At 48.8% G+C, this 26241-nt stretch carries 18 protein-coding genes and 2 pseudogenes; 6 read left to right on the top strand and 14 right to left on the bottom strand.

Annotated features, from left to right (window positions below):
• Positions 1-108: 108 nt before the first annotated feature.
• Together ychF and ABIC79_RS00380 are read left to right on the top strand one after the other, a co-directional pair.
• Entirely contained in the window at positions 109-1200 is a 1092-nt protein-coding gene (ychF, locus tag ABIC79_RS00385; protein WP_112198685.1) for a redox-regulated ATPase YchF, read from the top strand.
• 214 nt (positions 1201-1414) lie between these two features.
• Entirely contained in the window at positions 1415-2608 is a 1194-nt protein-coding gene (locus ABIC79_RS00380) for a tyrosine-type recombinase/integrase (RefSeq protein WP_354566415.1), read from the top strand.
• 465 nt (positions 2609-3073) lie between these two features.
• Here the strand turns inward: ABIC79_RS00380 and ABIC79_RS00375 are convergent, their stop codons facing one another.
• Genes ABIC79_RS00375 through ABIC79_RS00350 form a run of 6 tightly spaced genes read right to left on the bottom strand, consistent with a single transcriptional unit; the run spans position 3074 to position 15776 of the window.
• Positions 3074-6145 (bottom strand): type III restriction-modification system endonuclease, encoded by a 3072-nt coding sequence (locus tag ABIC79_RS00375; protein WP_354566413.1) that lies wholly within the window; start codon positions 6143-6145, stop codon positions 3074-3076.
• A gap of 10 nt (positions 6146-6155) precedes the next feature.
• Complete coding sequence (locus ABIC79_RS00370; RefSeq protein WP_354566411.1) at positions 6156-8174, bottom strand: site-specific DNA-methyltransferase; 2019 nt, start codon at positions 8172-8174, stop codon at positions 6156-6158.
• Between the two features lie 60 nt (positions 8175-8234).
• Positions 8235-10937 carry an ATP-binding domain-containing protein gene (locus ABIC79_RS00365; RefSeq protein WP_354566409.1) on the bottom strand — a complete coding sequence of 901 codons (2703 nt, stop codon included), beginning with the start codon at positions 10935-10937 and terminating at the stop codon, positions 8235-8237.
• Positions 10934-11635 (bottom strand): DUF4391 domain-containing protein, encoded by a 702-nt coding sequence (locus tag ABIC79_RS00360; protein WP_354566407.1) that lies wholly within the window; start codon positions 11633-11635, stop codon positions 10934-10936. Before ABIC79_RS00360 ends, ABIC79_RS00365 begins: the two co-directional genes overlap by 4 nt.
• A complete protein-coding gene (locus ABIC79_RS00355) occupies positions 11632-14910 on the bottom strand; it encodes a helicase-related protein (protein WP_354566405.1) in 3279 nt (1092 codons plus the stop codon). The genes ABIC79_RS00360 and ABIC79_RS00355 overlap by 4 nt, the downstream gene beginning before the upstream one ends.
• Positions 14910-15776 (bottom strand): helix-turn-helix transcriptional regulator, encoded by an 867-nt coding sequence (locus tag ABIC79_RS00350; RefSeq protein ID WP_502947752.1) that lies wholly within the window; start codon positions 15774-15776, stop codon positions 14910-14912. Before ABIC79_RS00350 ends, ABIC79_RS00355 begins: the two co-directional genes overlap by 1 nt.
• A 162-nt stretch (positions 15777-15938) precedes the next feature.
• Between ABIC79_RS00350 and ABIC79_RS00345 the strand changes: the two are divergent.
• A pseudogene (locus ABIC79_RS00345) lies at positions 15939-16100 on the top strand (IS3 family transposase); the annotation flags it as partial.
• Positions 16101-16117: 17 nt separating this feature from the next.
• On the opposite strand, the pseudogene ABIC79_RS00340 reads toward ABIC79_RS00345, so the two are convergent.
• Positions 16118-16237: pseudogene (locus ABIC79_RS00340) on the bottom strand (transposase); the annotation flags it as partial.
• 260 nt (positions 16238-16497) lie between these two features.
• Here ABIC79_RS00340 and ABIC79_RS00335 point away from each other — a divergent pair.
• Entirely contained in the window at positions 16498-18387 is a 1890-nt protein-coding gene (locus ABIC79_RS00335; protein WP_354566401.1) for a DUF262 domain-containing protein, read from the top strand.
• A 231-nt stretch (positions 18388-18618) separates the two neighbouring features.
• Here ABIC79_RS00335 and ABIC79_RS00330 read toward each other — a convergent pair whose 3' ends face one another.
• The 3 genes from ABIC79_RS00330 to ABIC79_RS00320 all read right to left on the bottom strand — a co-directional run bounded on the left by ABIC79_RS00330 (position 18619) and on the right by ABIC79_RS00320 (position 22337).
• Positions 18619-20091: a hypothetical protein gene (locus ABIC79_RS00330; protein WP_354566399.1), complete on the bottom strand. Its 1473-nt coding sequence runs from the start codon at positions 20089-20091 to the stop codon at positions 18619-18621.
• A 660-nt stretch (positions 20092-20751) separates the two neighbouring features.
• The gene (locus ABIC79_RS00325) at positions 20752-21972 is read right to left on the bottom strand and encodes a hypothetical protein (protein ID WP_354566397.1); all 1221 of its coding nucleotides are present in this window, start codon (positions 21970-21972) and stop codon (positions 20752-20754) included.
• 179 nt (positions 21973-22151) lie between these two features.
• Complete coding sequence (locus ABIC79_RS00320; protein ID WP_122458723.1) at positions 22152-22337, bottom strand: helix-turn-helix transcriptional regulator; 186 nt, start codon at positions 22335-22337, stop codon at positions 22152-22154.
• A 219-nt stretch (positions 22338-22556) separates the two neighbouring features.
• On the opposite strand from ABIC79_RS00320, the gene ABIC79_RS00315 reads away from it, so the two are divergent.
• Together ABIC79_RS00315 and ABIC79_RS00310 are read left to right on the top strand one after the other, a co-directional pair.
• On the top strand, positions 22557-23072 hold the full coding sequence (locus ABIC79_RS00315) for a hypothetical protein (protein ID WP_354566395.1): 516 nt from the start codon (positions 22557-22559) through the stop codon (positions 23070-23072).
• 12 nt (positions 23073-23084) lie between these two features.
• Positions 23085-23813 (top strand): hypothetical protein, encoded by a 729-nt coding sequence (locus ABIC79_RS00310; RefSeq protein ID WP_354566393.1) that lies wholly within the window; start codon positions 23085-23087, stop codon positions 23811-23813.
• A 9-nt stretch (positions 23814-23822) separates the two neighbouring features.
• Here ABIC79_RS00310 and ABIC79_RS00305 read toward each other — a convergent pair whose 3' ends face one another.
• The 4 genes from ABIC79_RS00305 to ABIC79_RS00290 form a co-directional block, all read right to left on the bottom strand.
• Positions 23823-24749, bottom strand: a complete 927-nt coding sequence (locus ABIC79_RS00305; protein WP_354566391.1) for a tyrosine-type recombinase/integrase — start codon at positions 24747-24749, stop codon at positions 23823-23825.
• A 46-nt stretch (positions 24750-24795) separates the two neighbouring features.
• Positions 24796-25248 (bottom strand): RadC family protein, encoded by a 453-nt coding sequence (gene radC, locus ABIC79_RS00300; RefSeq protein ID WP_037430720.1) that lies wholly within the window; start codon positions 25246-25248, stop codon positions 24796-24798.
• Between the two features lies 1 nt (position 25249).
• A complete protein-coding gene (locus ABIC79_RS00295) occupies positions 25250-25711 on the bottom strand; it encodes a hypothetical protein (protein ID WP_006324790.1) in 462 nt (153 codons plus the stop codon).
• A 120-nt stretch (positions 25712-25831) separates the two neighbouring features.
• The gene (locus ABIC79_RS00290) at positions 25832-26224 is read right to left on the bottom strand and encodes a DUF2787 family protein (protein WP_286583375.1); all 393 of its coding nucleotides are present in this window, start codon (positions 26222-26224) and stop codon (positions 25832-25834) included.
• Positions 26225-26241 lie beyond the last annotated feature (17 nt).

Genomic DNA, 26241 nt, shown 5'->3' with positions numbered 1-26241 from the left:
CGGATCGAGATAAATGCGGTTCTCGTGTATAATGCGGGGAATTGTGGTCATTACATCGTGCGGTTATATTTAATCGTTTGATAATTAAGATATTAAGGTGAGAAAAACATGGGATTCAAATGCGGTATCGTCGGCCTGCCGAACGTCGGTAAATCTACTCTGTTCAATGCGCTGACCAAAGCGGGTATCGAAGCAGCAAACTTCCCGTTCTGCACCATCGAACCGAATACCGGTGTGGTACCAATGCCCGATCCGCGTCTCGACCAGTTGGCCGAGATTGTAAAACCGCAGCGTATCCTGCCAACCACCATGGAATTCGTGGACATCGCGGGTCTGGTCAAAGGCGCATCTAAAGGTGAAGGTCTGGGTAACCAGTTCCTGACTAACATCCGTGAAACTGAAGCCATCGGCCACGTTGTGCGTTGTTTCGAAAACGACAACATCATCCACGTTAACAACAAAGTGGATCCGGCTGATGACATCGAGGTTATCAATACCGAACTGGCATTATCTGACCTCGACACCTGCGAACGCGCGATTCACCGTGTGCAGAAACGTGCCAAAGGCGGTGACAAAGATGCGAAGGCAGAACTGGCCGCACTGGAAAAATGCCTGCCACAGCTGGAAAACGCTGGCATGCTGCGTGCACTGGATCTGACAGAGGAAGACAAAGCGGCCATCCGCTACCTGAGCTTCCTGACGCTGAAACCCACCATGTACATCGCCAACGTTAACGAAGACGGTTTCGAGAACAACCCTTACCTCGACGTCGTACGCAAAATCGCAGAGGCCGAAGGCTCCGTGGTCGTTGCTGTTTGTGCAGCGGTTGAATCTGACATCGCCGAACTCGACGACGCTGACCGTGAAGAATTCATGGCTGAACTGGGCATTGAAGAGCCGGGCCTGAACCGCGTGATCCGCGCCGGTTACGAACTGCTGAACCTGCAAACCTACTTCACCGCTGGCGTGAAAGAAGTTCGTGCATGGACCATCCCTGTCGGCGCAACGGCTCCGCAAGCCGCAGGTAAAATCCACACTGACTTCGAGAAAGGCTTCATCCGCGCACAAACCATCGCGTTCGAAGACTTCATCACCTACAAAGGTGAGCAAGGCGCGAAAGAAGCCGGCAAAATGCGTTCAGAAGGCAAAGACTACATCGTTAAAGATGGCGATGTGATGAACTTCCTGTTCAACGTCTAAATAAAATGTGTTGTCTCATGGGGTTTCATTCAATCTCATGACTTTCACAAAAAATGTTTAAATCCACGCATTTGCGTGGATTTTTCGTTTCATAGCGTCTCAAATAATTCCGTAGAAGCGCAGTCAAAAATGAGTACGTAGGTGAGTACATCAAACTTCCATCTTTATTTTTAGTGAGTACAATAACGGTATAATAAATACACAAGGAATTGTTATGCTCACTGATACTCAATGCCGCACAGCAAAAGCGAAAGAAAAGCTTTATCGTCTCAACGATTTCAATGGCTTATACCTTGAAGTAAAACCTAATGGCAAAAAGGCGTGGCGCTATCGGTTTAAACTTAACGGTAAATCCAGCATGTTTGCGCTGGGTGAGTACCCGACGGTTAAACTTGCCGAAGCTCGCGAGAAATGCGAGCAAGCGCGTAAACAAGTCGCGAATGGAGTTAGCCCTACTCAGGCTCGCCAGTTAGATAAGATCCGCAAGGTCAATGACGCATCCAACACCTTTGAGCTAGTCGCTAAAGAGTGGTTGCAGATGAAAGACTGGGCCGAAATCACCAAAACGCGGCGACTAGATATGCTTAAGCGTGTGGTTTTCCCCGCAATAGGTAAGCTCCCTGTCAGGGAAATAACCCCGCACCACATTCTAAAAATTCTTCAGGAAACGGCTAAGCGCGGCGCTCCGTCCGTTGCCGCTGAAGCCCGCCGCACCATTTCATCGGTTTTTGAACTAGCAGTAGCGACGCTCAGAGCAGATAGCGATCCTGTCTGGCCAGTGCGTAAGGCGATTCCGGCAAATAAAACGCAGCACAAACAGGCATTGTCTCCGCAGCAAATCGGGAAGTTATTAGGCTGTTTTGACAACAGTCGCGGCTCATACCAGGTTAATTATTGCATGTGGTTAATGTGGTGGACGCTAGCGCGTCCAGCCGAAGCCACCGAGGCAGCATGGGCCGAATTCGATCTTGATAACGCATTATGGATCATTCCGGCAGCGCGCATGAAAGCTCGTAAGGAACATGTTATTCCCCTTCCCTACCAAGCAGTCAAAATGCTCAAAACGCTGCAAGGATTAACCGGGCATCGTCAGCATCTATTTCCAGGCAGAGATAATCCGCTAGGGCCAATGACATCACATTCTCTGCGTCAGCTACTGAAAAGCCTCGGCTGGAGTGGTATTTATAGCCCGCATGCTACCAGAACAACAGGCAGTACACGTTTAAACGAGATGGGCTATCGACCTGATGCTATCGAGGCTCAACTTGCCCATGCTGATACCAATAATGTTCGCCGCGCATACAACCATGCAACTTATCTTGATGAGCGTAAAGTGATGATGCAGGAATGGGCTGATAAGCTTGATGAATGGGTAAGATGCGCTGACAGCAGGGCTGCTGTTTCGTAACCGATGATGCATTGGCGTGTTAATACTGACATTAAAAGATTATTCCATAAAGGTAAGAAAACACCATTTATTATCCTGAATTTATTCAACTCCTTAATTATAAAACATTCGTTGAGCGTTATACTTCTAGGTCCTCAACCATTCTAACCAACATATTTATGAGTAAGTACCACGTTTTGGCAATGAGAGTTAGTATAGGAAAGTATCTGGGGTGAAAGTTCTGGCCAATATGTTAGGGATTGATACTTCATAGGGCATAAATGATGCGCAATTTCTCCAATTCGAATATTTATTTAAGCCCCCTTTTAAGTTCAACGTTCTTTTTGAAATTTCCTGCTTTTCAGCTATCAACCGATACTCGTCCGGTGTCATGCACACCGGACGAAAGTTCAGATATGGCCATATGCTTCAGTGGCAATTTGTGTACTCCATAATCTCACCACCACATGGCCAATACTGAGTATTTTATTTCACTACTTCCATCAGCTTACCAAAGCTATCCACTACGTCATACTTCACGTTTTCTGGAGCAAACTTATTATTGATCTCATCGAAGAACTTACGGGCACATTTTATCTTGGTGGCTTCAATAGGCCGTAAATCCAATGACGACATGGAGCCCTTGGTCTCAGCAACGAAATACACATGCTTGACCGAGCCTTCTTTAAAGGAAATGGCCCAGTCGGGGTTGTAATCGCCGACAGGGGTTGGGATCAGAAAACCACGTGGCAACTTGGCATATACCACCACATCCTTGCTGGTATCCAGCTCTTCGACGAACTTGCGCTCAATCGCAGAGTCGGTAAGCACGTAGTCATAGATGTGATTTTGCAATTTATTCCCGGCCTTACTGAGATCCTGTTTGCTCTGACCCGTGGTAAAGATGTCCAGATCAAACTTGTCTTCTAGCGTGTCATAAGCCAGATGTTCGATGATGACATTGGCCTTTTGTTCGTTGACCAAGCGAATGGCTTCGGCGATGAAGCTTTCCGGGTTACTCTTGAATTGTGCGAAGATGTCAGCATTAAGGCCTTTTAGAATTTCGGCAACGGTTCGTCTTGTAAGCAAAGTCCCCTCTGCTAACTTGCCAATCAGATCGTACTGCACAGCGGAGTGGATGGAGGCGTTGTGCGATTCTGTTTCGGTAACTTTCAACTCGAAGGCATTACCCTTTTTGAGGTCATCGTAAGTTGCCGTATCAGCCTGCTCGCCACGGTGAATGGTGTATTGCAACGGCGTCACTCGCAACCCAGCATTCTTGTCATTGAGCGCCTTGATCGCATTGTTCACTAGCTCAACATCATCAAACAACACGTTGTAAGTAGCCTTGCGATTGATTCGCCCCCACAGCGCCTTGAATTCCTGCTTTTCAAAGTTGGCGTTGGTCTGAAGTCTTTTGGGCTTGCGACCATCGTCTATCTGCATGAGTTGGCTTTCGCTGAATACGCTATCAATCAGCTGGAATATCTGCTCTGCATAGGGCTGCAGTTCATCCGGCAATGCCTCCAGCGTGCCGTCTTTCTTAGCTTGATGGTACTTCTCCGTGATATTGCGTTTCTTATCGACGTAGCCGTTCTGGATCAGATAAAACTCGATGTCCGTGGCCTGGTCGTCCGATACCGTAATCGGGCCTTCCTTCGTGTTCAGCATCTTGCCCGTGAAGTAGGCCTTGTCCGCCACACGCGGACGAGCTGACAAGGACTCGCTAATGTCCTTCTGCAAGGCGGTCACGAAGTCCTTGTAACTTTCGCTGGCCACGACTGTCAGTACGTTAATGTCATGAACAATGGACGGGTGATCCATGCGATCACCATTTTGATTAACGGACAAACGCAGGCCGCGCCCGACCTCCTGGCGACGTGAAATGGTGTTATCACTATGCTTGAGCGTGCAGATAACAAACACGTTCGGGTTATCCCAGCCCTCACGCAAGGCCGAGTGTGAGAAGATAAAACGCACCGGCTCAGCTAGTGATAATAACCGTTCCTTGTCTTTGAGGATCAGATCATAAGCATCTACATCATCCGACAAGCCCGCATTTTCACCGCGCGCAGCGACCTTGGGATCGGTAAGGCGCTTGCTCTTCTTGTCGATGGAAAAGTAGCCGCTGTGCGTCTTATCGGCCGCAATGCGGCGTAGATATTTAGCATAAGGGGCATCCCCCTGCATAAACCCATTATCAAAGGCTTCTTGAAGATGCTTAGCGTACTCTTCTTCAAAGATTTTTGCGTACTCGCCTTTTTCATCGGCAGCAGAGTAGTCCCGGTATCGGGCTACTTCGTCGATAAAGAACAACGAGAGGACCTTCACCCCTTTATCGAAGAGCTCCATCTCCTTGTCAAAGTGCGCCTTGATCGTCTCACGGATCTGAATACGGCGCAGCGCTATCTCGGAAATATCACCAGTCGCATCACCCACCGTCAGCTCTACGCCATTGGTAAAGCTCAAGGTGTCCGTATTGGCATTTATGTCCGATACCACAAACCCATCGCGGTATTGATCCAGCTCGTTCGATAGCACAAACAGATTGTCACCTTTGCCCAGCTTGCGGGTGACGCGCTTGATGTTGCCACCGCTGAGTTTCTGTTCGAACTCCACAACCGCGACTGGCGGTTTTTTGTTTGAGATTTCGATGGCTTGTAAATAGAAATAGGCATTGGTTCCCGCCAGTCCCTTCACCGAGATCCCGCGCACCTCAATCTTCTTCACCAGCTTCTGGTTGTAGGCATCAAGCGCATCCAGGCGGTGGATCTTGTTGTGAGTGGTCTTGTGGGTAGCGGAATAGCGCAACACCATCAGCGGTTTGAAATTTGCGAGGGAATCCAGCGTCTTGCTCCCCTCCATCCGCTGTGGCTCATCGAGGATCAAGATGGGCCGGTTTGCGCTGATCACATCGATCGGGCGACGTGACTGAAAATCATCGAGCGCTTCGTAGATGCGGCGATTATCTTTGCCGGTGGCGTTAAACGCTTGTACGTTGATCACCATGACATTGATACCGGCATCGGAAGAAAAACTCTCAAGATGGTGTAGCTGCTTAGAGTTGTAAATGAAGAAGCGCGCCTTCTTGTGGTAGGTCTCCTGAAAGTGCTCAGCCGTGATTTCCAACGACTTGACCACGCCTTCGCGGATAGCAATGCTCGGTACCACTATGACGAACTTGCTCCAGCCGTACTGTTTGTTCAGCTCGAAGATTGTTTTGATGTAGCAGTAGGTCTTGCCCGTACCTGTTTCCATCTCGATATCAAGATTTAACTTGGCGACCTCAGTCTTAACCAAGTCCTTCGACAACGGCAGGTTTTGCTGACGCTGGGCGAGTTGGATGTTCTCCCGTAAGGTATCCTCACTGAGGGTTAGCTCAGCATTTTTAAAACCGCTATCTAGCGCAAACAGATCACCCATGCCGTTTTTGGTATTACCAGGGTCAAGGCGATAGCTCATGGCCGCATCAGAGGCCGGTGGCTGCCCCTGAAAAATATCACTGACCGCCTGCACGGCTGCAGCCTGATAGGGCTGATGTTTGAATTTAAGTTTCATCACGCGCCCCTCAGATGCATTTCACTTCGGTTGCGGGTGACAAGAGCTTGAAGATCTGCTCTACGTTGATTTTGATCGCACTGTTCTTGTAGCCCGCGTCGCGGAACACAACGCGCAGCGGCTGATACTTGGCCAGTTCCTTCACAAACGCTTCGTCGATGCTGCCGCTGGCGTCGAAGCAGGCGGCCAGCGCATTGCCATCGACAAAGAACACATCTTTACCTTGAATAGACTGTTTGTTGATGGGCAGGGCTAAGTCGACACCCCAATCCAGCATTACCTGGAACAGCAAATCCTCAGGCGTGCGGTCGGGCTTGATATTGTCAACGAACAGATCGAACTTGGCATTGTCGAGCGCGTCAGGCGAGTAGTAAACGTCGGCCATGTTGGATGTTTCAACTTTAAAAACGCGGAAACCAATATCTCCACCCCACCCATTAAGCACCTTCCCAGCCAATGTCAATTTCCCTGCACGACGAAGTCGCTCTTTAGAAATTTCAGCGATAGTCGTTGGTCGATCAAGACCATTGAGTAGGCGAATTGCATTCTGCGTAATTTTCTTTGCTGCGCCGGTAGCAACAGTCAGCGTCTCAAGTAGGTTCTCCGCAATTTGGACTGATATCCAACGGCAGTTACTTCCACTTGATCGATTTAGTGCCCAAATTGCGTGTGCCGTTGAGCCTGATCCTGCATAAAAGTCCAAGACGATATCGTTATCCTTGACATTCATTGCACGAAAGAAATCAGCAAGAAGCAATTCGTCCTTGGGATTTGTAAAAATCTTCTCTCCAAACAAGTCGCGCAACCTATTAGAAGCGGCTCTGCTATCCAAAACCCTTAGGCTTGTTAGGCTTACATACTCAGTATTTTTTAGATAGGTTTTTAGGCATGGAACAGTTGACTCGTCCGGGCCGAAATGGACTCGATTTTCTGAAATGAGCTGAACCAGCTTTTCCTTTGGGCAGAACCAGCCTCGGGATGGTTGCTTGACTTTTTTTCCTGTAATTGGGTGGTCTACGTCGTACACGTATTGACCATCGTTCGGTCCCGAGATATTGTCGGGAAAGTACACGCCCCGCTCATCCATCCAGCTGTAGTGTTTACTATCAAGAATGGGGCTGGATGCTGGTAATTCTTTCTGCCAGTCGAGTGCGGCCTGATGGATCTTTTTCCAATCAAAACCAAAATCTTTCTTAAAGCCTTCAAACGCTTTATAAATTTCATCAAGCCCTTGCTTTTTTTCAAGCCATTCGCCGCTGTTAGCTTGTTTATCTCGGACATAAACCACAAAGTACTCGTGTTGAACGGAGATAAACGATTGATCGTTCTTACTGCTATTTTTCCAAACAATCTCGCCACAAAAATTCTGACTCCCAAATATTTCATCGCAAAGTCTACGCAAATTAGAGTGTTCGACTTCATCTATGGAAATAATCACAACGCCGTCTTGTCGCAGAAGATTTCTGGCAATAATTAGACGGCTATACAGGGAGCTCAGCCAAACGGAATGAAATCGTCCGTTCGAGTCACGATTAGCGACGAGCCGATTTCCAATTTCATCGGTTTGAAGAGAGTGTGAAAAGTAATCTTCTGTTGTCTCAGAAAAATTATCCCGGTAAACAAAGTCTTTTCCAGTGTTGTACGGCGGGTCGATATAGATCATCTTAACCTTGCCGAGATAGGTCTCCTGCAGCAACTTCAGCGCATCGAGGTTATCGCCTTCGATGAACAGGTTCTTCGTCGTATCGAAGTCTACACTTTCCTCACGCACCGGGCGCAAGGTCTTGGCAATCGGCGCATTGGCCGTCAGCAGCGCCTCACGCTTGCCAGGCCAGTTCAGGTGGTAGCGTTCCTGTGGCCCCTCGACAATCGAATCGGCCAGTTCCTGCCGCAATTGGTCAAAATCTACCGCCAACTTCACGCTGCCGTCTTCGCCCTTGGCTTCGGTGACGCAGCCTGGAAACAGATCACGAATACGGGCAATGTTGTCCTGCGTAAGATTGGGTGAATGCATTTTTAGCTTTTCCATGTTCTTTTCCTCTGGTCGCCAGTATTTAGCGGCTCATAACTCAAGTTCGTATTGGTATGGTCAGTCGCCTTGTTGCCAGCCCTGGCAAAAGTGCGGGCGCAGACTTTCGATGGCGGATGGCAAGCTGCCCTGGCAGGTCACGCCCAGGTAGGTGGCCGCGCGGGTGGTACCGACGTACAGGTATTTGTCGAACAGTGCCGGATGCAGCGTGGCGAGCTGGTCAATGCTGACAAAGAACACCGCCTCGAACTCCAGGCCTTTGATGTGCTGGATGTCGAACACGCGCACGTTGCTTTCCTGCCCCACAGCCTGGCCTTCTCGGCAGGCGATGACCTGAATGTTGTGCTCCGCCAAGGCTGTGTTGAGTGCTTCGGCCAGCGGAGCAACCTCATCCTCGGTGCTCACAAAAATGGCGGTGGATGGCAACTGGCCGACAAAGCGCTCAATCTCGCGAATGCGATCTGCCAGCCAACCGACAATGGTTTCTGTGTTGGTCGCGTGCTCCAGCAAGGCTGGCGCAACGCCTATGCTGTCCATATGCGCAGGCAAGCTGGCGTTTTGCTCGGAGCCACCGACGGCGCGGATCATGTCGCGAGCCAGATCGTTCAGTTGCTTGCTCTGCCGGTAGGAGACCGTGATCTCCTTGATGTCGAAATCCGCAAAGACCCAATTCAAATCGTCGACAGAGCGTGCGCCCCAGGTGGTCAGACGCTGATTAAAGTCACCACAGGCAAAAAATGAGCGCAGTCGTGGATGCGCCAGCGCCGCCATGCTCGCAAGCTGTATGGGCGAGAAGTCAGTGGCTTCATCCACCAGGATCTGGTTGCAGTAATGCCCCAGAATGGGCTGGAGCGATGACCAGGCGGGGCTATCAATGTTGCGCTGAACGTTGGGCCGACTGAGCAGGTCGCCTGCGGCGCGCAAGATCGCAAGCAGTACGATGTCCAACTCCAGGGGGTGGATGTCGCGCGCCTCAAAGCCTTCGTGGCGATACCAGGTGTTTGCCGGTTGGCGTTCGCGCCTGAATGCACGGTAGCGCTTCGGGATGCCCTCGAGGTAGCGTTTGACCGGATTAACGAAGCGGCGTGCACTGGCCTGCACCAGAAGGCTTGCACCCACCTCAACGCGATCCGCTTCTGTCAGACCTCGCTCCCCTAACCACTCGATGATTTTGCCATTGCGAGAGGTTTTGCTGACTGTGCGCTTGGATGCTGCTGCCCGGGCTTGGGCGCGTACCGCTTGCATGTAGGAATTGAGCGCGGCGGTACGACCTGTGCGGGATGCTGTGGTGTCTTCTTCTTCATCGGCATCCGGGTCGTCCTGGTCGTCCGCTTCAGTCGCTTGCGCTTGTTGGAGGCTGTCGATCACGCGGGCCAACTCATCCAGAAAAACTCGGTTGCGGTTGAGCTGCAGGTTGAGTGCGGCTTTGATCTTGGCGTCAGAGCCTTCCTTGAGACTGCTGACGAGCATCTGTACTTTGGCAATCTCCACCGCCAGCGAGCCAAACATTGCAACCAGCGCGCCATCGGCTGCCCGCGACAAGATGTCTTGCAGGTGTGCACCGAGACTTAGGACTTCGGGATTTTCGGCATCGTGGAGCTGGGTTGCAGCTTCACGCAGCTCCTGCACGTAGGTCTTGCGCTGCCATGCATCGAAATCGTCAAACCATTGAATGGGGCGCTCTAGTGCGGAGTCGGTCAGGCTGGCCAGTCCGTCTTTCAGGACAAAGGTACCGCCGCCGGAAGCCCTTCTGAGGACGCCGAATACGTTTCGGGCCAGCTCGCGTCGATAGTCTTGCCACGTTCTGATGCGCTGATCCGATGCGGGAACACCTTCACGCGCAAATGCTTCCTTGAGGTACTGCTTGAGCAATTCCGTGGGCGTGAACATCAGCCAGTTGTTGGCGTGCGCAATGCCTTGGGCTGAAGCGATTGTTTCAACCAGACGTTGTTCGCCTTCATCCAGGTAGGCGGTGTCGATTTTTTGGCCGAGGCGGCGGATCAGGGTGGTCGTCTTGCCTGTACCTGGCGGGCCCAGGATGAACAAGCGCTTGTCAAGCGGGAGGCGGAAAATCTCGTCCTGGTATTGATCGAGGATGGGCTGATCCCGCAGTCCCATCTTGGTGATAACGCTGCGGCGAACGCCGTCGATGATGTTGGCCCTGGCGGTCTCTTCGGCCAGCAATTGGCCCAGAATGTCTTCGGTGACTTCCTCCCCCGCAACCTCGGTCAGCAGCGCACGCAGCGACTCGATGGTGAACGGCCCGAAATGCTCGGCTTCAACGACGGTGTCACGAGAGTCCCACCCATCGGCAAGCGCATTGGGGCGGAGATGTGCTCGCTCAATGACGGTTAAATAACTGCCGTCTTTGAGCTCCAGCTCTGCTCCAACAGGTAGGGATGCAAGTCGTCCTTTTTCTGTTCGATAACTAGTGTGATTGATAAATCCTGTTAAAGGAATTGCCCGACAGATATAGAACGTCTGTCGATTTCCTGTGTCGTCCTCAGCAACGACACGAGCAATAGCTGGCTCAGATGCCAAGGTCTGATAGCTCTCTCTATTCACTTGGCTAATCTGACCTAGATTCTGAATAGCCGAGCTAGACGTCATCGTATTGATACTTGCCAACGCTTCTGAGCCCAATGTCCGCCCATCGTGCAGCTTGCCCCTAGCGGTTTCAGCGATGCTTTCGAGTTGCGCCAACGCTTCACCAGCGATCTGCTCGATGTGTATCCTTGACTCATCATTCAAGCTCTGTGTCATGCACTCTCACTCCCGGTCAATTCTTCAAGTTCTTTTTTAAGCTGCCGCAAATGCGCGTTGATCTCTACTTTGCGGTTGAATTGCTTTTCTTTGGCAAGTCTGCTGGCAGCTTTCTCAACCTCACGCTGCTTGGCTTCAACCAGTTCGACGCGTACGACCAAGTCAGCGAGACTTTCTCGTGGGCGCGCAGGCGTGGGGATTAGGCGGTGAAGCGTCTGCTCATACAAGCCGCCCAGGTCGAGTGCTAAAGGCATGGCGGCGCGCTCACAGTCACTCGGCAACCAGCCTGTCGTAAAGTAGTCACTCATGACCCAACGGCTGGCGTCTGACTCATTCGGTCGTTTGTATGCAGCGATCACCTTTGTTCGGCCATCAAAGCTCAGCTCGAAGATGATGGGAAACTGCACCGCGCCATCGATGCAACGCAAAACGTCCAGATTCAGCTCCGATGTCTTGAGCTGGATTGAGAAAATCTGAAGCTCTGGTACTCCCGGCCTGGCGGGCAGGTTGATCGTTTCCGGAGCCAACTTGTATTGCCAGACGATTTGCTCCACCTGCTCGACGAACAAATCCTTCAGTCTTGTACTGGCGCCGCTGTGTTCGTAGATCTTATTCTTTGGCAGGGTACGACCAAAGACAGCCTGCTTCGGATAGTTGATGAACGCGGTATTCGACTCAAATCGCGCAGACTGACTCATCCGGCCTCCTGAATCACGATGAAGGTAATCAGTTCGAAGTCGTCCAGTCCGACGATAGTATTGACCAACGCGGTGGTCTTTCCGCTGCAGAAGAGGCTGTCCAGATCCTTCTCTTCCTTCACCTCGATCATTGAGCGGATGGCCTTGCCAAGCAGGTCCGAATACATCTGCATCTTGCGGCCATCGGCCGTTTCCTTATTGAACAGGAGACAGGCATCTGTAATAGGCTGGGCTTGTCCCTTGCAGCAGGTGCGAACCAGATCCAGCAAACGTTTGACTTCGGTGTGATCGTGAATGACTTCCCCCTCGCGATTAATATAGACGAGGTAATAAGGGTGCAGGCGGTTGTGCTGACTGACGTTGACGCTTGGATTCCGGTTGCGTAGCGTGAAGATCACACCCGGGCGTAGGCCCATCTCCGGCTTGGCAGGCACTACGGCGTGCATCCCGCTTGGCACGTTGCTCAATTCGCCATTGACCTTCACATAGTTGAGCAAGTCCATTCGGAAGTCATTGAGCCCGAGATCAGTAATCGACACTCCGGTTTTCAGGTCTTCCAGCTCAATCACTTCCTCTTGCAAACGTCGCAATTGCTCTTTGCGATAAGACACATCGTTGGCTTGGGCGCTCAGCACATTGTCGTCACCGGTGGCTGTGACATCGGCAATCATCATTCGGCTCTCAACCCGTTCCTTCAGGTTGATGTATTCGTCGAGCGAGATGTCTGGCCAGTAGTTAACCAGTTGGATGCTGCTGTTGGGTGAGCCGATGCGATCCACACGGCCGAAGCGCTGGATGATGCGCACGGGATTCCAGTGGATGTCGTAGTTGATGAGGTAGTCGCAGTCCTGCAGGTTCTGGCCTTCAGAGATACAATCGGTGCCGATCAACAAATCTATCTCTGCCGCCTCATTTGGCAGCACGATCGCTTTCTCCTTCGAGTGTGGCGAGAAGAGGGTGAGCAGTTCCTGGAAGTCATAGTTCTTCTTGAGCGTGCTCTTCGGCGCCCCTTTGCCGGTGACTTTCGCACTGTGCAAGGTCTGTGTGGCCAGCAATTCCGGAGCCAAATTGGCATACAGATAGTCAGCGGTGTCGGCGAAGGCGGTGAAGATCAGCACCTTCTTGTTGCCGGGATTCAGCGGTGCTGCGATCTTCTCCAGAACAAGTGTCTTGAGATGCTGCAGTTTGGCATCATCGGCTGCCGTGATCTTGTTCATCGACGTCAGCAAGGCATCAATGATTTCCAGATCGACCTTCAGCTCGTGCTCCCAAGAAGGCAAGTCCATATCGGCGAGGCTGATTTTGACCTTGCCACCGATCTCACTGTCGCCATTGCTTGGCAGGTCGTCGTCCACGTCGAGGTTTTCTAACTGGTCGGTCAGGTCATTTATTCTGCTATCAATGCCACTGAGGCCGCCAGTCTCATTGAAAGTGCTGATCTTGGCCAGCGTATTAGTGTGGTTTGCGCGCAGGGACTTGAGCGTCAAGCGGAAAGACTCAATCGAGCTTTCCAGGCGCTTGAGCAGGTTGGTCGTCATCAATGCCTGCAAACTCTTTTCACGGTCGATTTGTTTAAGCTTGCCTTTCCCTGCAACCTGAGTGTCATACATCTCCTCGTACTTCTTGAGCCGACTGGGCAGGATGTAGCTGATCGGGGCGTAAACAGCGAGCTTGAGTAAAGACAGCTGCTCGAAAATTTCGTTGAAGCTCATCACATCCGTTCGCTGCGTGAGCGGACTGTGGAACGACAAGGGCTTGCGGCGCTCGGGGAATTGGCCGATTTCCTTGGTGTCGTAGAAGGTCTGAATATGCTTGCGCGAACGTGCGATGGTGACGCTGTCGAGCAATTCGAAGAAGTCGAAGTCCAACGAATCCAGGATAGCCCGCGCTGTGCGCTCTTCCGATGGAAGCTTTGCCCATGCATTGAAGCTGGCCTGCGCACCACGGAAAATCTCCTCTACCGTCTTACCGGTACGCAGCTTCTTGCTGAGGTTTTCGGAATCGCCTTCGTAGGCCAGTGCCAGTTGGTTGCGTAGGTCATTGAAGCGGTTGTTCACAGGGGTGGCCGAAAGCATTAGCACCTTGGTTTTCACGCCCTGCTTGATGACTTTGTTCATCAGCTTCTGGTAGCGGGTTTCCTTGTCCTTGTAGACGTCATTGTTGCGGAAGTTGTGCGACTCGTCGATTACGACAAGGTCGTAGTTGCTCCAGTTGATGCGATTCAGCGGTGTGCCGAACGACTCACCGCTCGTGCGGCTGAGGTCGGTATGACAAAGCACGTCGTAGTTGAACCGGTCGCGAGCAAATATGTTGGTCCTGAGGTTGCGGCTGTAGTTCAGCCAGTTGTCCGCCAGCTTCTTGGGGCATAACACCAGAACTGACTTGTTGCGCAGTTCGTAATACTTTATCACGGCCAGCGCGGTAAAAGTCTTGCCCAAGCCCACGCTGTCGGCCAGTATGCAGCCGCTGTAGCTCTCAAGTTTGTTAATGATCCCGGTGGCAGCATCTTTCTGGTAATTGAAGAGTTTGTTCCAGATGAGCGTGTCTTGATAGCCCGTGCGGTCGTTCGGCAGGACATCCTCGTTGATGTCGTCCAGAAACTCATTGAAGATATTGTAGAGCATCATGAAGTAGATGCTCTCGGGCGAGTTTTCCTGGTAGACGGACGCAATGTGGTCGCAGATCTGCGCCGTTACATCCTCCAGCTTCTCGGGGTCTAGCCAGATCTGGTTAAACAGACTGAGGTAGGTCGCCGTAAACGTCGGCTCGTCCATTTTGTTGACGAGGTTAGAGACAGCGTTGCCCTGCTGGTAGCCGAGGTCGACGGCGGTAAAGCCGTGCAGTGGCATGTAGGCAGTATCTGCAGCAGCAGCTTGAACACAAGCAAACTGTTGCATCGGTGCCTTACTGCGATTGGACTTGAATGTTGCCTTGCGCCGCATCCAGTCCGCGCACTCTTTTGCAATTGCGCGCTGGGTCAGTTTATTGCGTAGCTGAATTTCGAACTCACTCCCGTACAGACTCCGTTCGCGGTCGGTCTTCGGTATGTGGAATTCTTTGCGTTCCTTACGAATCTTATCGGTAACCTCGTTAGCGGTGAACGTCGGCGAGGTAAAGATGAATTGCAGCTCTTCGATTTTTTCCAGCTCTGCTTTGAGCGCTTCGAACGCGTACATCGAAAAGCAGGATGCGGCGATCTTCAGGCGAGCGCCAGGTTTGAGCGTTTGCTTTAGGTCGTCTCCGAGCAAGCGGTTGATATTGTCGATCAGTTCCATTAATAGTCAGCCTTCTTAGTGGCGCTATAACCGGGTGCCAGCAACGCATTATTTACGCCGTAAATTGCAAGATGATCTTTGAGCCATAATCGGTACTCCGGTCCACGAAGGCAATGATCGGGCGAGCAGTCCACCCGCCAGCGTAGCAACATATAGCCCACCACCGCCGCGCGAACGCGTATCCTGATCGAGTCATCGGTCATCCCGTAGTCCATCTTGATAATCTCGGGGCGCTCAACACTTGGGTGCGGAACGAAATCCAGCTCGACGATGCGCGTCCACTGAATGTCATTATCCGGTAGTTCGTTGGCCTGAGGCTCCTCGTCGAGTAATGTTGGTGCTTCGATGCGGGTGACGATGAAATCCCGAAACTCCCCACTCTTACGATCATACGCCCGGACGTGCCAATGCAGGCCGGTATCTACCAAGGCAAAGGGTACAATGACCCGCTCGGACTCGCCGCTGCTCATCGAGTGGTAGCGGATGGCAACAGGTCGATTTGTGTGAATAGCGCGGCAAATCGCGGCTAATACATCCATCTTGGGGATGCTCAGGGCTGCGGGGGATTCGCATGGTAGTAGCGCCTGCATTAGGCCGCTCACGCCATCGCCAAAGCCGAGAGCCAGCGCCGACAGAACGCGCTTCGATGCGTGCTCGAACAACGGGGAGAATGCCTGCCCAATGCGATAGATCTTGTTGCTACCATCGAAGGTGAGGTTATGCGGCACGATTTCTCGGTACAATGCCAAATCGCGTGTGGCCCCTGCCGGAGCCACACCGAAGCGCTCAATAAGATCTGGACGACCAATCTCACCGAAAAAGTAGAGCCGAAAATCGATGTAGGCCAGCCGCTCGCGCTGAACCATACTCAAATCCTCAAGCCGCTTAGAAGGGGAACTAGGCATAAATCATCGCTATGGGGAGCAATGAAAATTGAATACGGTAATCCATAAAGCGCTCTGATTGTCATCAATTTGATGACAATCTTGCATTAATACTAATGTAACAGCAAGAAGATGTTTATCTGTGGCCATTCTATTTCCATCGTTGCAACATGTCTCGATATCACCACTCATAGTCTCTACGGAAGGATAAAGAAGTACGGTCCGAACTCTTCCAATAACAAAGAACTGTCAGATACTCAGGCTGAGATCCGCCGACTTCAAAATGAGCTGAAGCGAGTTACTGACGAATTTTTTACCGAGGCATAAAAACTTTGTGTGGTGATATCTAAGCGAATGGCAACATCTGGAATGTTATAGTCGTGGTCAACAATCTGTTTGACGGCTTCAATTTTGAACTCTTCAGGATAAAGCTCAATGCTTATCAGTAAGTCATCTTAAATGAGTCTGATGAGTATGTTAAACCTGCGGTGATTCATATACTTTATACCCATTTAATTTGCAATATTTTAATGAAGTCAACAAGATGAAATGATTATAATAAAATCATAAGTCCCATTTTTTAATTTAAGCAATTCACCTAATGTATCCCTATAAATTGATTGAAGCTGTGAAGACTGGATTTGTGCCGTTTCTGAGGCTGAAATATTTTTAACTGGTATGTCGTACTTTATATAGGTAACCCATGAAATCCGAGACGCTAAATGTCCATCAAATTTTTCAGGATCGCCGACAATACTGCGTTCCCTTTTACCAACGTGCATACGTATGGACACAACGAAATCAGTGGTCCGCCTTGTTGGAGGATATAACTGAAAAAGCACAGGCCCGCTTCTCAGGTATAAAACCAACCCCCCATTTTCTTGGTGCAGTAGTGCTTGAACCACAAACAAAGAGCGGCTTACTGGGAGTTGATACCCTGCATATCATTGATGGTCAGCAACGATTAACTACCCTTCAATATATTCTTGCGTCTATACGACTGGCTCTTCATGCAATTGATCTTTCCGATTTAGAAATGCTTGTATTGCCGTGTCTGAAAAATACAAACGAAGCAACAATGCGGAATAAAGAGGTTGAACGCTTTAAGTTATGGCCAACATTTCGTGATCAATCTCATTTTATTCAATGCCTTAATGTTGATCATGTTGATGACCTTCGCAAGGTATTCCCTGATAGCTTCACGTTAAATGGCACACTGCGTAAGCATTTTAACCATCCTCCTTCACTGGAGGCGTTATGGTTCTTTAGTCATGCCTTTATTAAATGGATTAGCGCGGAAGGTCGCTCTCCACAAGAAAATGCTATCGCGCTGATTGAAGCGGTCCTAACTGACCTGAAACTGGTCAGTATATCTCTTGAGGCAGAAGATGATGCTCAAATCATTTTTGAGACATTGAATGGCCGTGGGGCTGAGCTTCATGCGACGGATCTTATCCGTAACTATATTTTTATGCGTGCAGAGCATGATAATGTTGATGCCGCTGCATTGTATGAAAATGATTGGAAACCCTTTGAAAACCCGTACTGGACAGAAAAACAACGCCGTGGTCGCATCAACAAACCTCGTCTGGAGTGGTTAATTCACTCAACACTGCAAGCAGAAAAGCAACGTGAAGTAGACCTGTCCCGCCTTTACAATGAATATCGGGACTATGTAGGCAAGGAATCGTCGTCAAGCCGAGCTGACCAGCAGGTCGAACTTCTTAATCGATATGCTTTGCAATATAAAGAACTGATTAGTGGTGTGGATACAACTCCTATTGCATGCTTTGGCCGTCGCATCGCCGCCTATGACATGACCACAATTTATCCACTTGCGTTACTGATCTCAGTCGCTAGCATCACTGATGCTGAAAAGACCGCCATGTACAACGATCTTGTCTCGTTTGTAGTGAGAAGAGCGGTGTGTGGCCTTACTCCAAAGAACTACAACAATGTGTTTATGAATGTCTTGCGCCACTTAGCTAAAACCAGCATCTCCAGTGCTGAGTTGCGCAGCACCCTTAAGAGCCTTAATGGTGAAGCCGCACGTTGGCCCTCTGACTCAGAGTTTCTTAATGCCTGCATCACCGCACGACTTTACCCAGGCAGGCTCGATGCACAGAAGATTCGCTCAATGCTGACCGAGATTGAGGGAGAACTTCGTCGTCAGGTTAAGACCGAGGAGCCGGTGGTTCCAAATCTCTCCAGTCTCGATATTGATCATCTAATGCCTCAAAACTGGTTCTCACATTGGCCTCTAGAAGGCGGACATACCATGACAGATTCAGACGCTACTGCAGTGAATCAGATTGTTCTGACCGGTGCAGAGCTAACACCCGAGCAACAGCTTGTCTGGAAGCGGCAACAAGCGATCGCTACGCTGGGAAATCTGACCTTGCTTAACCTAAGTGTTAATCGTTCGGTCCAACATTCTGCATTTCTTAATAAACGGGATGGTCTCATTACCCATACTAGCCTACGCTTGAACATACCATTGATAATTTTGGATAAATGGGATGAGGATAAGATCTTTTCCCGGGGTGAGTTGTTGGGAAATGCTGCAATGAGGGTGTGGTCGAAAGTCGATTAATCATCATTTTCGTCCTACGTATCTCTATGTCGGCTTTTACTGTCAAGAACCGACATTCAACTATGCGAGTTGAATGCCCTCATTTCAGTTTGGCAACACTGTTTTAAAGTTGGACTGGATTTAGCTCTTTGCCAGTCAATATTGACGTTTACCCCTCAATAAAAGCCGACTTGACTGAACGCCTAGCTATACACATCATTTTAGAGTCAAAGTCTTACTGAGTGACTCCCCTTAATGCTTTTTCTCAATCAAAAGGTATGGATGGGACCAGTCAGTGACCTCTTCATATGAAACAAACCCATCGTGCTCCAATGCGCAAACACCTTTATGGGCGGCAACATAATCATAGACAGCCTTACTTTCAAGCCCCTGTAACATGTGCGACAACAGCTTTCGTCGCATAACATCTGACTTCCAACGTTTACGCGCTGTCACATCTTTATAGGTAATGTTGAATGGCTGCCCTACCGCATTGGTAACGCATTTGCCATAACGGTTGGTCAATGCTGCGCCTTCGTAGTGATCCAGCAGTAAAGCCAGATCTCGCCGTAAAGGTTTTAGAAGGCGCTTCCAGCGTTTCAGTACTCGCTTTGCTTCTTTCTTGCCTAGCTCACGATTCAACAATCGGCAGGTGATGGATTTAAGTGATAGCGTAACGACCCCGGCGTTGAATACGCTGGAGAACCTAAATTGCTTTACCAGCTCCTCCGCGACACGTAACACCCGGCAGATATAGCTCGTTTCCAGAACTTCCAGCGATTTGGCCGAAATGCCAATATTCAAGAGCTCATGTCGAAGTATCTCAAGCTGGCATCCCTTAATATCATAGTTATGTCCCCGCGCTAGGCACGACCATTTCATATCAGAAGGCAGACTCTGAAAGCCTGTGCCAATTTCAAAGGATCTACCGCCGATGTACGCCGTTTTATACGATTGCTTGTAAGAAACCGTCAATGGCGATTCTTTAACCAGTTCCACGCCTGTTTCAGCTAGTCGTGACAGGAAGTTGAAAATAAATATTTTGTTTTTCTTTGTGGGATGTTTGCGATGATATTCCAATAATGCATCCAGATTAATTTCTAGCGGCTCAAGGTTGTTCCACACACCGACTACCAGTTCCCTGAAGGCAGCATTAGGGATCTCACGTTTAGACTGTTTATTTTTATGATGTTGACCGCGTTCAATGGCAACTCCAATCAAATCATCAAATGAGTAGCTTTTACGCTTGGTGAAAATGTCAGTCAGATAATGGTAGCGATCTTTACGGCTAAGGTATGCCTCGCGGTTGTTGCCAAACAACTTACGTAGAAAACGTTGAGAAACTGCATACTCTCGGCATGAACTTTTAGCATTGGAATACCCGGTTAGTTTAATAATTCCCGCTCTTACCAGCGCCTCCATTGCACGCTCATGGGTCGGCCCACTTTTCTTAAATACGCCGGGAAGTTTCTTCCTGCCTAGCACAAACGGTACTGGCACAGAATATGACCATTGCTTATTCGCTTTAATTTTTGCTTTTTTCTTGTTTTTACGACTACAGGTAGCGACACATATAACATGCTGAAGAAATAAAGATATATTACGATAAAAAGGACGCTTTAGGCTTGGCATACCATTATAAGGAATACTGAAAACGATCCTCTTGAAATAAAATAAAGTTGAACCTGTTACAAGGATATTATTTTGCGTGATATATGAATTCATAATTCACCTGTATATTGAGATCAAAGCACCATGCCCTGACCCCGTTTATTTACAACTGAATTACGCAAATCTTACGTGAACCCAACAAGGTTCAGATGGTTATTAGATGATAATATCATTGGAGGCTGGTGCCTCATGATGGCTGATACTGGATAATGGCTATAGTATGTAATGACATATATACAATAACATAGAGATAGAGTGTATACAGAGCATGTTACACACCGCTATGTACCTTGCAGACGCAAATAGCGAATAAATATCAGCTCAGCCAGAATGGGATTAGCGAATACGTAAAACGTTTCCGGTTATAAACCGGTACAACTTCCACCCGGTGATATTTGATAGCGGTTGTAGACGCATGTTATTTTCTGAGTTTCGAGCTTTTGAAACCTCTACATCGTTCAATACAGCCGATCCTTGAAGCCATCAGAATTAGGTAAAGCCATTACCGATTTCTCCCTACCATTATACGAGATCCGAATCCAATACAAAACAACACCGGTAGTTAGTCGGTTTACTGCGATCAAACTCAGCAACAATGAGCGGTATTAAGGGAGAAATTCGAGATGCAAGTAATATGAAGAACCACCTCATCTGGCGTAAAGACAAAGATATGGCGGCCAAAAGACCACCACAAAAGTAAGGATTAAATCGAAACTAGCGTTTTAAGCGCTTGCGCCCCTCACCTTTTTGACTTCGTATTCTGCGCTTTCGCTTCCGGATATTCTCCACAAACTGGCTAACGCCCATTTCTTCCTTGGTCGCAAATTCTGGCTTTAATGCACCTATAATCAGCCCCAACTGAGCCATACAAACAGGCCAAAACGACCAGACCTCTTGTTTGTTGAACAGCTCTACCTCATTAAGCTTCAGAAGGCTGCTGAACTTACGAGCCAGGCGTCCTTTTGAATCACCACGCCTTAACACATCTATCCATGCTTTGATGCCATTAGTTTTGGGCCGGTCATTGGTAAAAACAGCATTCATAAGTTCGCCCTCCAGTTTGCGCTTATAAATCTGAAGGCGCTCAAAAGGGTTATTGAGCTTTCCAAGGTCAGACAACATCAGTGCTTTTTGCCTGAATCCACGTTCACCGGGACCAATTGACTCAGGTTGAATACGTATTTCTATACGCAGAAACTGGGGATACTCTCCTTTGTCAATTTCAAGGAAAAACTCCCGCTTACGCTTCCCCTTTTCATAAACATATCTTGCATGCTCAGAGAATGTGAGTCGCTTAAATAAAGCAGCATCTATTTTTCCATAAATTAACCCTGACAATTGGGAGTCTGCTGCTCCAAGAGATAATCCGGGCAGCCCTTGGGGCTTATCGTGGTCTTTATAAACTGATGATTGTTTCAATCCCCAAAGATATTCATTCAACTTGCACCCATAGATATCTAGAGCAATATCCAGCCGGGTGACCCATGCTCGCTTCAGCAGTTGATTAAAAATCTCACCGAGACGGTCAACCAACCACTTAAGCAGCAAATCCATCTGTTTCCCTGTCATGTGCTGAGGATGAAACTGAATACTGAATCCACCAGTTCCTGCTGTTTTTGGTCCCCACATGAAATATGCCAACATTGGTGCATCAGGTTTATTACGTGAAATACACAAACCATATTTATAAGGGTGACGTGTTCCAGTTGCGTTCCGTGGTGATTTCTCCTGCACAAGAAAGTTTTTCCACCCCTGTCCCAGTAAGGACTGTAAATTCTGCATAAATTCAGCTTTCTCCTCATCACTATGGAAACGGGATACCATTGAAAGCCAGTCGATGCGAAGCTTCATCTTATGCCAGTAATAACTATCGCAAATCTTATTTGATGTATTAAATTCAACATTCTTCTTATTAAGCAACTTGTTCTGTTTCATTGGTGTTCCTTATCAGGCGTTAACCCGATTGAGGAACAGAGAGCATCAGCAACCCATCAGCTATAAGTAGTAATCTTGGTGAACACATTCTTTAGTTTAACCAGCGTCAGCGTTGGCTGATACATTCCCTGTTCATGGTTATACGTGTGTGAATAACGTGCTGTTAGACGTTCATGCACTCACTGAACACGCTGGCGATCAGCCAGCCACTGGTTAACTTCATGTTCGTAGAAACCTACCGAACGGATACCGATACGGACCTGCCGGGGGAATTCATTACGCTGGAGCATCCTGTAGAGTGAAGCCCTGCTCATGGCGCAACGTTCAAGAACTTCCGGGACTTTAATGATCTTCATGACTGTCATAACAAACCTACCTAAGTTACGCATCGGCTGATGCGAACAGGCTTTTACAACCATGAATTTGGTGAATTTTCGTCTCACATGACAGTCATAAAATTGAATTGGCGCGTATGACCGTCATAAGCATTGCATCCTCTATAAGGTAGTGAAGGATTATTCTTGACCGTCATAATTATGACGGTCATGATAAGATGCTATTCGCAATTGACTTGGAGAGATGAAATGCCAAAGCAATACAGCACGAAAACGCAATCCCCTTCACAGAATGATTCTGACCAAAGCAGCCCCAAACAGGATAGTCGAACTAAATTTTATAAGACTTTCGGCCCTACAATAGAAATGAACGTACATGAAGACACGCGTGAGCGACTGCGCGAAATTGCAGAGTTTTTAGAGGGTGAAGATTATGCTGAGAAAACCCGCGGGCTTGGTTCTGTTTACAGAAAAACAGTAAATGATCTCATTAATATTTTTTATATTGATTGTATATTCGAAGCCAGAACAAAATCTGCCAAAGCCCTTTGGAAACTTTACCAAAAAAATTATGAATTGCGTGTTGTTGACAACTTAGAAAAGAAAGAACGAATTAAATCTCTCTCATTAGAATTCCCAAACCCAATTCAGCTAGAGAAAGGGTTGCTTACACCCAGCGAGAGTAAATGGAAATTATCTGAAATAGACAAATTAGATGATCATCGTTGGGTAATAAATACTCTAGAAAACCTTAACAATAAATAAAAAAGGTGTGCCATGGCTCATATGCGTGACGAGTTCCCTGAAAAAACGAAGAAGATACTACAGGAAAGAGTTGCTAATCGTTGCTCCAATCCCGGATGTAACTGTCTTACCTCTGGCCCTAATTTCGATGCAGAAAAGGCCACTCGCATAGGTGTTGCGGCGCATATAACAGCCGCTGCTCCGAATGGTCCCAGATTTAACACATCTCTTTCAAGTGAAGAAAGAAAACACATATCCAATGGAATATGGCTCTGCCAGAATTGCGCAAAGCTCATTGATAGTGATGAGCAAACCTACACTGAACACGCCATTCGTAGTTGGAAAAGTGAAACAGAATGCAGGATAAGAAATGAGCTTGAAGGCGGAAATTTACTCGACGAGGATACTGACCTTCAGGGGTGGTCATGTGGCCATTGCAATACTTTTGTTGCCGAAGGACAGATGGTATGTACAGGTTGCCAGGCTGAAGTAGCATATCACGCTACGAAGTATGAAGTGATTGAAGCCAGGAAACTCGGCGGATTATTTGGGGCAATGATAGGCGGGATGCTTAATTTTAGTGTGCCAAACCTTCTGAATTCATACTTTAATCTGAATATTCCCAATAACTGGGGGCTTGGTTTGTATTCATTATTCATTGTCGCAGTACCAGCAATTATTGGCGCTCTGCTTTTAGAGGAAATTAAACACAGCCAATACCGGAATAAACCACCACGTTTTTTTCGTCAACGCAATATTTGACCTTGAAAATTATTCAAATATTCGCCTGCTTGCGCTGATTTTCATGCTATCACCGCGGCAGTCATAACGCGTTGTGGTTGATATATCTCTATGGCCTGCCAGCTGGCGTACAGTGTTGATATCCACACCTTGCTCCAGTAAACGGGTGATGAAGGTGCGCCGCATATCATGCGGGGTAAACCGCGCAATTCTAGATGTTTGTTGTAACTCAGTCAGGATTCCCGTTAACCCGGTTGTTGTCAGCGACTGACCGACTATTTTATCGTTACGCTGAATTCGGCTAAACAGCGCATTTTCAGCTTCGTTTGCGCTGACTTTAAGCCATGCGCGGATAGCTTTATCCACTGTTTCCGCCACGTGAATTTCACGGTATTTCCGCCCCTTCCCTTGCCTCACCGTCAGGATGCCGTTGCCATAGTCCCGGCGCTCAAGTTTGACCAGTTCCCCGGCCCGCAGGCCAGTTCCACAAAGTGTCAGCACAATGGCGGTATCACGGTAGCGACGTACCAATTGCGGATGCTGTTTTGCCGCCTGAATCAGCGCACGGATTTCCTGTTTGTCTAGCGCCCTTCCTTTACGCTGGATATCACCGTTCACGCGCTTAACTGACCGGATACGTGCCAGCGTTTCGGCATTCATGCAATTCAGGTTAAAAGCCGTCTGCGCCACACCCCTCAGCGCTGATAATGCCATGTTGACCGACGACACGGCGTAACCGTCATCCAACAGTGCCGCGCGCACTTTAGCGACAGCGGCGAAGTTAAGTTCCTCCCATGGGTAATTATCAGCATCCGCACCGCGTTTAATTATGCTGGCGCTGCGGTTTAACAAGCTGGTGATACCCCGTCGCCCCGATGGTGCCAGACCGCTGATATAAGCATCGAACACGGTGGTTTGCACCACCGGCACGATCTGACGTAACGCAGCCCCGCTCATGCGTATAACCCGTGATAACGTACATTAAACCAGGTAACTTTCAGCATCACACCAGCCCCCGTTCAGCCATTGATACCGTTTCAGTCCCCGCCACGATAAAGTGATCAAGTAACCGCACATCCAGCATTTCCAGCAGTTCCTGAAGCTTTTTAGTCAACTTGATATCACAACGGCTGGGTTCAGGCTCGCCGCTGGGGTGGTTGTGGACAAGGATGGCTGCGGCGGCGTTATGTTCCAGCACACGCTTGATAACTTCGCGGGGGTGAACGCTGACCGAGTTTAATGTGCCCCTGAACAGGATTTCGCGGTGCAGCAGTTGATTCTGATTATCGAGCAGGATGATGCCAAACTCTTCATGTTCAAGCGGTGCCAGCTCAACCATCACGCACCGCCGAACATCATCAGGGGAACAGAGCTGAACCCCACGCTGGTAGTACCGGCTTATAATGTCGCGCGCCTGGTCAAGGATACGGTTTTCACGCTGGGTAAACATGGTCATTTCAGAACTCCCGTTCAATTAAGTAAATGGCGTCGGGAAACAGCTGGCGGCGGGTTACGCCAGTACGCAGGGAGAAAGCTTTACGGGGCATTGAAGTTCGCCCGTTGCTGTCGAAGAAACAGAGCGTTTCTTCATCTATTTTGACCAGAAGGGACCAGTGAAACTGGTCGCTGAGCATAATCAGGCGGGAATGGTCAGTGACGTCAAGAAACCGCTGCATTTCCCTGAAAAGTCGCCCGTCTGATAACCCTCGCTTCCCTGCAAAGGGTTTGGTGATTTCAACCGGGAACTGGCGGCTGTAATGCCCTTTCTGCAACACCTGAGCTATCAGCCAGTCTAAACGGTCTTCTTCAATCCCTTCAGTCAGCCATTCATGCAAAGGCCAGCGCTGCTGGTAAGCCTGAATAAGCCGGTTCATTAAGGGGCGTCGTTTCACTCTGCCGTCATACAGCCAGCTCAGCATGTTAACTACGCAATAAGCACCGCAAAGACAGTCCAATTCGCCCTGTTGAGACGCACGTATCCCTCTGTTATCAGTCACAGATAATTCTCCATGTCAGTAGTGATGATTAGTAAAGAGGGATTAGCTTTCCCACAGGACGGTAATGGTGTAGACGTTCATGGCGTGATACTGAATAAAGTTGGATTGCCAGAGTTCAAATAACTCCCTTCCGGCGTTAACAGGCAGATCACCAACATGGGCAAGAAAGACATATTGCTGACTCCAGCTAATATCAATTTCCTTTTCCAGTTCGGGGTATACGGTCCCCATATAACCGAAGTCGGTGATGTAATCAAAATACCATTCATCATTGCGTGAAATAAGTCGTATTTCGACAGGATGGTAACCGCCCTTTTCAGCGCTATAACTCAGGTCTTTAAATAAAAGACTGACAGCGACTATTCTAGCTTTATGCTGTGGGGGATTTACCATCTCTTTAAATATGACGTTAATTAATTCCTGACTGACGGGCATAGTCAGCCCTTCCTGAT

Source organism: Rahnella sp. 2050, assembly GCF_040544515.1.
GTDB lineage: Bacteria > Pseudomonadota > Gammaproteobacteria > Enterobacterales > Enterobacteriaceae > Rahnella > Rahnella aceris.
This window is presented reverse-complemented; position numbering and strand designations above follow the sequence as displayed.